The sequence below is a fragment of the Mesorhizobium sp. M1E.F.Ca.ET.041.01.1.1 genome (assembly GCF_003997355.1).
Lineage (GTDB): Bacteria > Pseudomonadota > Alphaproteobacteria > Rhizobiales > Rhizobiaceae > Mesorhizobium.
Map to the genome: position 1 here is coordinate 1 of NZ_RZSL01000400.1, position 5744 is coordinate 5744.

Annotated in this window: 6 protein-coding genes; 2 read left to right on the plus strand and 4 right to left on the minus strand. The window is 64.5% G+C overall.

Annotated features, from left to right (window positions below; all coding sequences use genetic code 11):
* On the minus strand, positions 1–1441 hold a 1441-nt coding region (locus EOA38_RS25870), incomplete at its 3' end, for a proline dehydrogenase family protein (protein WP_189434891.1).
* A 165-nt stretch (positions 1442–1606) separates the two neighbouring features.
* On the opposite strand from EOA38_RS25870, the gene EOA38_RS25875 reads away from it, so the two are divergent.
* Complete coding sequence (locus EOA38_RS25875; protein ID WP_126095862.1) at positions 1607–2059, plus strand: Lrp/AsnC ligand binding domain-containing protein; 453 nt, start codon at positions 1607–1609, stop codon at positions 2057–2059.
* A 174-nt stretch (positions 2060–2233) separates the two neighbouring features.
* Here EOA38_RS25875 and EOA38_RS25880 read toward each other — a convergent pair whose 3' ends face one another.
* Positions 2234–3442 (minus strand): cytochrome c peroxidase, encoded by a 1209-nt coding sequence (locus tag EOA38_RS25880; protein ID WP_126093342.1) that lies wholly within the window; start codon positions 3440–3442, stop codon positions 2234–2236.
* A 7-nt stretch (positions 3443–3449) separates the two neighbouring features.
* Positions 3450–3893: a FixH family protein gene (locus tag EOA38_RS25885; RefSeq protein WP_126093341.1), complete on the minus strand. Its 444-nt coding sequence runs from the start codon at positions 3891–3893 to the stop codon at positions 3450–3452.
* A 157-nt stretch (positions 3894–4050) separates the two neighbouring features.
* Between EOA38_RS25885 and EOA38_RS25890 the strand changes: the two genes are divergently transcribed.
* Positions 4051–4971, plus strand: coding sequence for a sugar kinase (locus EOA38_RS25890; protein WP_126093340.1), 921 nt, complete (start codon positions 4051–4053; stop codon positions 4969–4971).
* Positions 4972–4989: 18 nt separating this feature from the next.
* Here EOA38_RS25890 and EOA38_RS25895 read toward each other — a convergent pair.
* The coding region (locus EOA38_RS25895) for an aldose epimerase family protein (protein WP_245480917.1) at positions 4990–5744 on the minus strand (755 nt) is incomplete at its 5' end.

Sequence of the window (5744 nt, forward strand, 5' to 3'; positions counted from 1 at the left end):
CCTCCGGCTCGACCTCTTCGTCGGTCAACTGATGGACGAAGGAGGAGTTGGCGCCGTTTTCCAACAACCGCCGCACCAGATAGGCGAGCAGGTCGGAATGCGCGCCGACCGGCGCGTAGATGCGGCAGCGCGTGCCCTCGGACTTGCGCACCGTCTCGTGCAGGGATTCGCCCATGCCGTGCAGGCGCTGGAACTCGAAGGAATCGCGATCCTTCGCCATCGACAGGATGGCGGCCACGGTATGCGCGTTGTGCGTGGCGAACTGCGGGTAGATACGGTCCGTCATCGACAGCAGCTTTCGCGCACAGGCGAGATACGAAACGTCGGTGTTGGTCTTGCGGGTGAAGACAGGATATCCGGCAAGACCGAGCGTCTGCGCCCGCTTGATCTCGGTGTCCCAATAGGCGCCCTTCACCAGTCGCACCATGATGTTGCGGTTGTACTTCCTGGCAAGCGCGTAAAGCCAGTCGATGGCGAGTGCCGCGCGTGGCCCATAGGCCTGAACGACGACGCCAAAACCGTCCCAGCCGGCGAGCTCCGGCTCAGCCAGCACGCGCTCGATGACGTCGAGCGACAGGTCTAGCCGGTCGGCCTCCTCGGCATCGATGTTGAGACCCATGCGCGAATGCCGCGCGGCGAGCGCGAGTGACAAGAGACGCTCGGCCATCACCGGCAGCATCTTGTCCCTCTGCGCCACCTCGTAGCGAGGATGCAGCGCGGAGAGCTTGACCGAAATGCCGTGGTTGTAACGGATGTCGGGACCGTTCGAACCGGAATCGAGCGAGGAAATCGCGTCCGCATAGGCCCGGTGGTAGCGCAATGCATCGGCCTCGGTGCGGGCCGCTTCGCCCAGCATGTCGAAAGAATAGAGATAGCCTTTCTGGGTCATCGGCCGGCCGCGCTTGACGGCTTCGGCGATCGTGCGGCCGAGCACGAACTGCTCGCCCATCTCGCGCATCGCCGCCGCCACCGCCCTGCGGATGACCGGCTCGCCGAGCCTCCTCACCATGGCGCGCAGTGTGCCTTCGATGCCGCCCTCGCCTTCGTCCAGCACGCGGCCGGTCAGCATCAGCGCCCAGGTCGAGGCATTGACGAAGATGGAGCTCGAGCCGCCCGAATGCGCCGACCAGTCATGCGGCGCGATCTTGTCGGCGATGAGATCGTCGATCGTCTCGGTGTCCGGCACACGCAGCAGCGCCTCGGCCAGGCACATCAGCGCCACGCCTTCCTTGGTCGACAGGCCGTAGGCCGAGAGGAAAACCTCCATCAATCGAGGGTCCGTCGAGCCGCGCACCGCGCGCACCAGATCGGCGGCGCGGGCCGAGATTGCCTTGCGCTCCTCGGCTGAAAGCCCGGCCGTATCGGAGAGGCGCTTCACTGCCGCGTCTTCGTCGGGCAGGTAGTTGGCACGGATCTGCTGGCGGATGGCATCGAGCGGCATGTCGGGTCCATGAAAGCGAGCGTTGGGGAGCGGTCCGGCGGTCACCGGACCGATCGGCGAAAGCTAGCACAATTGGAAAATCCAGGTCGGTCCAAAGAAATCGACAGGATAGTCCATTTGAACTATCATATAATGTTGAAACCAATCATTTTGACCATCATATCGATGACCGAAGACCAATTGGACCGCATAGACCGCAACATCCTGTCCGCCCTCGGGCGCGACGGCAGGCTTTCCATGTCCGAACTGGCTTTGAAGGTCGGCCTGTCGAAGACGCCGGTGCAGGCGCGGGTGAAGCGGCTGGAGAAGGACGGCTACATAAGAGGCTACCGCGCCATCGTCGACCGCGAGCGCATGGGCGAAGGCCATGTCGCCTTCGTCCAGGTCAAGCTTTCCGACACGCGCTCAGCGGCGCTCGACGCGTTCAACCGCGCGGTGCAAGGCGTGCCGGAGATCGAGCAATGCCATATGATGGCGTCGAGCTTCGATTATCTGCTGAAAGTCCGCACAACCGACATCGCCGCCTATCGCCGGGTGCTCGGCGAGCGTATCTCGGCACTCCCCCACGTGGCGCAGACGTCTACCTTTGTGGCGATGGAGACGGTGAAGGATCGTTAGCGGAAGGCTCCCTGATCGGATCGGCTTGATCTCTAGCCCTTATCGATGCTTCGACAATCGCGAATTCCTCTCGCAAGGCCGCGAATTCGGCAACGAACTCGGGATCCTTGAACCAATCCTTGGCGGCGTCTTCAACGAGAACTGTTTTCCGGCTCATCGGACCTTCTTATCCCTTCATTCCGACAGCGTCTTGAGGAACGCCACCAGCGCCGCCCGCTCACGGTCGGAAAGATCGAGCGGATGCACCTCCGAAGCGCCTTCGACGCTCGCCGGCGCCTTCGAATAATGCTCGATCACTTCGTCCAGCGACGAGAACTGTCCGGCATGCATGTAAGGCGGTCGGGTGGCGGCGCCCCGCAGCGACGGCGTCTTGTAGGCGCGCACAAGCTGCTCACCGTCCTTCACCATGAAGCGCAGCTCGCGGCAGGCGCTTGCGTCCCCGTCGCGGAACTTGCCGAAGCAGTTGAAGGGATCTGCCTGAACTTGAGCCACCGCGTCGACCCGCCCGCGATCCGGCGGCAGATCCTTGACCGGTGGCACGCCGGTGTTGTGGAAAGCGTTGTCGGTGAAGCGCGGGCCGTTGTGGCAGGTCACGCAATTGGCCTTGCCGATGAACAGCTTCAGCCCGAGGATCTCTTCCGGCGAGAACGCCGCGTCGCCCTCAGGCCTGGCGCCGGTCGCAAGATCGATGGCGAAGCGGTCGAAGCGCGTCTCCGGAGGTTCGATCGAGCGCTCGAAAGCCGCGATCGCCTTGCCGATATTGGTAAAGACGCGATTGACATCGTCGGCCTGTCCGGCGGGCATGGCGCTCCACGCGGCCTTCTCTGCCTCGGTGCCGAGCGGGCTGGCATTGGCCGGCACCGTGGAAAGGTCGGGCAGCGGACCGAATATCCGCTCATAGCGCTCGCCGAACCGGTTCTTGATGTAGTGCGCGAAGGCGGCGCGGTTGCCGGCCTGCTCGAGCGGATTTTCGAGCGGCGTCAGCGCCTGCGCCCATAGGCTGTCGCGCCGCCCGTCCCAGAAGAACCATGGATCGCGCGCCACGCCGGCCAGCGGCATGGTGCGCCGGTTTGTGCGGCCGACGCCGACCGCTTGCGGCAGGTCGTCCTGGAACTGGCGGTCGATCTTGTGGCAGGTCGAGCAGGACACCGTGCCGTCGCGGCTCATGCCGGCATCGAAGAACAGCGTCGACCCGAGCGCCGCCGCGGCCGGCACGTCGGCGTACTGGTTCGTGGTGTCCGCTTTGAGCGCCGGCAGCGTGTTCAGCGCCAGCGAGGCGATGGTCTTCTTCTCGGCGTCGCTGAACCCGGGCTCGCCGCAGCCGCCAAGCAAGACGAGCGCGGCCAGAGTGGCCAGGCTTGCGACGTGGGCAAGACGCCTCATCGGCCACTCACAACACGATGTTGAAGACAACGGAATCGGAGCCCGCCGCCGCCGAGACGGCGAAGCGCAGCTGCCACCAGCCGCCCATGGTGAATTTCACCCCGTCGATGCGGTAGCGCCCCTCGCCCAGATAGTCGGTCGCCTGCGGACTGGTCGGCAGGCCGTGATTGTGCTGTGGCATGCCGCCGGAAACGGTGATCGCGGCGCCTTCCACCGGAGCACCGGCGGCGGTCTTCAGCGTCAGCAGCCAGGATTGCAGCTCGCCTTGCCGTATCACGCCGCGTTCCGGCTCGAAGCTCGCAACGAACAGGCCATTCGCCGTCTTCTTCGAGCGCGACGTGTCGGGACCTTGCGGCGAGTGCGGCGCCGTCAGGTAGACAACCGTCAGGACGCCGACCACCAGGGCGGCCAAACCAAGACCAGCGAGAATGTAACGCCATATCGATGCCAAACCGGTTCCTCTTCGGCTGATAACGTCACGGGCTGCGTGCCGCATCCCGTCCCGCCTGTGGGAAATCGCTTCTGGCGCAAAATTCGGCCTTAGCCAAGCATGGCGCTGCCGGTTGCAAAAAGCTACAGCAGCATCGTTTTAGGAGAAAGGAACCCCCATGGCCGCCAACGGTGTTGCTTCGATCGGCGAATGCATGCTCGAACTGTCGGGCCAGGCGGGGCCGAACTGGCGCATGGGCTTTGCCGGCGACACCTTCAACACGCTGTGGGCGCTGCATGCGCTGAGTCCGGACCGCCCGGCGACCTATGTCTCGGCCTTCGGCGATGATCCTTTTTCGCGCGATCAGATCGGCTTCTTCGCACAAAACGGTATCGGCATCGGCAACAGCCCGGTCATCGCCGGCGCAAGGCCCGGCCTTTACGCCATAACACTCACCGGAGCCGAGCGCGCCTTCACCTACTGGCGAAGCGACGCGGCGGCGCGCCAGCTGGCCTCCGATCCTGCAGCGCTGGCGAAAAGCCTTGAAAACCAGGCGCTTGTCTATTTTTCAGGAATCACCTTGGCAATTCTGGACGAAGCGGCGCGCAAGACCTTGCTTGCCGCTGTCGCCAAAGCCGGCGCAGCCGGTTCCCTCGTCGCTTTCGATCCAAACTACCGCCCCAGGCTCTGGCAGAACCGCGAGACGGCGCAGGTCGCGATCCTGGAAGCGCTTGCCGTCGCCGATATCGCGCTGCCGACTTTCCCCGACGAGCAGATGCTGTTCGGCGACGAGACACCGCAGGCGACCGCGGAAAGGATCGAGGGGCTGGTCGGCGAGGTCGTCGTTAAGAATGGCGAGCAGCCGGCGATGCTTGCCGTGAGCGGAGCGTTACAAACCGTGGCGGCCGTTCATGTCGCCACGCCAGTCGATACCACAGGCGCCGGCGATTCCTTCAATGGCGGCTATCTGGCCGCCCGGCTTGCCGGCCATGCGCCCGCCGACTCGGCTGTCCTTGCACATCGCGTCGCCGCCGCCGTCGTTCAGGTCCGTGGCGCGCTGGCGCCGTTCGAGACCCTGCGGGCTGCCTTCGGGAACTAAGGCTTCCCGATACCGCGATCAGGGCAGTCTGAACCGATATTCCGTCACTTGACGGTAGATCTGCCCCGGCCACAACGTGGCCTGCGGGAAATAGGGCCGGTTCGGCGCATCGGGCCACGCTTGCGCTTCGAGGCAGAAACCCGAAAACGCCTTGTAGCGGCGGCCATCCAGCCCGGGCGACGATGGCGCGACATACTGGCCGATATAGAGCTGCAAGCCGGGTTCCGTCGTCCAGACTTCCATCTCGACGCCCGAATTGGCGCCTTGCACCCAGGCCGCCTGGTGAAGCGGTCCACGGCTGGAGGCGAGGCAGAAATTCAGGTCGTAGGGAAGCTGCTCGCCTTCCGTTTCCATACGCAACGGCCGCGCCTGGCGGAAATCAAAGGGCGTGCCGTCGACCGGCTTTACCGCACCGGTCGGGATCATCTCGCCGTCGACGGGCGTGTAGGCGCTGGCATTGAGCATCAGCCGATGGTCGAGGATGTCGCCGTCCCCGCCATCGTCGAGATTGAAGTAGGAATGCTGCGCGAGGTTGCAGAGCGTCGGCTCCTCGCAGGTGGCGGTCAGTTCCATGCTGAGCGTGCCGGGGATCTTCAGCCGATAAGTGCAGGTGACGTCCAGCGCGCCGGGAAAGCCCATTGTGCCAGGGTCGGCTCGAGCGACGGATGGACGGAGACCAGCGGCGGCGTGCCCGCGAACGATGTCGATCTCAAGTCGAACACCTTCACCGCCCGCTACAACATCACCGACGATGCCAAGAGCTGGCTCGATCT

What these genes read in the sequence shown, in the direction of transcription:
- EOA38_RS25875 (WP_126095862.1), top strand. Translation starts at nt 1,607, where the DNA reads ATGACCGAAGACCAATTGGACCGCATAGACCGCAACATCCTGTCCGCC.
- EOA38_RS25880 (WP_126093342.1), bottom strand. Translation starts at nt 3,442, where the DNA reads ATGAGGCGTCTTGCCCACGTCGCAAGCCTGGCCACTCTGGCCGCGCTC.
- EOA38_RS25890 (WP_126093340.1), top strand. Translation starts at nt 4,051, where the DNA reads ATGGCCGCCAACGGTGTTGCTTCGATCGGCGAATGCATGCTCGAACTG.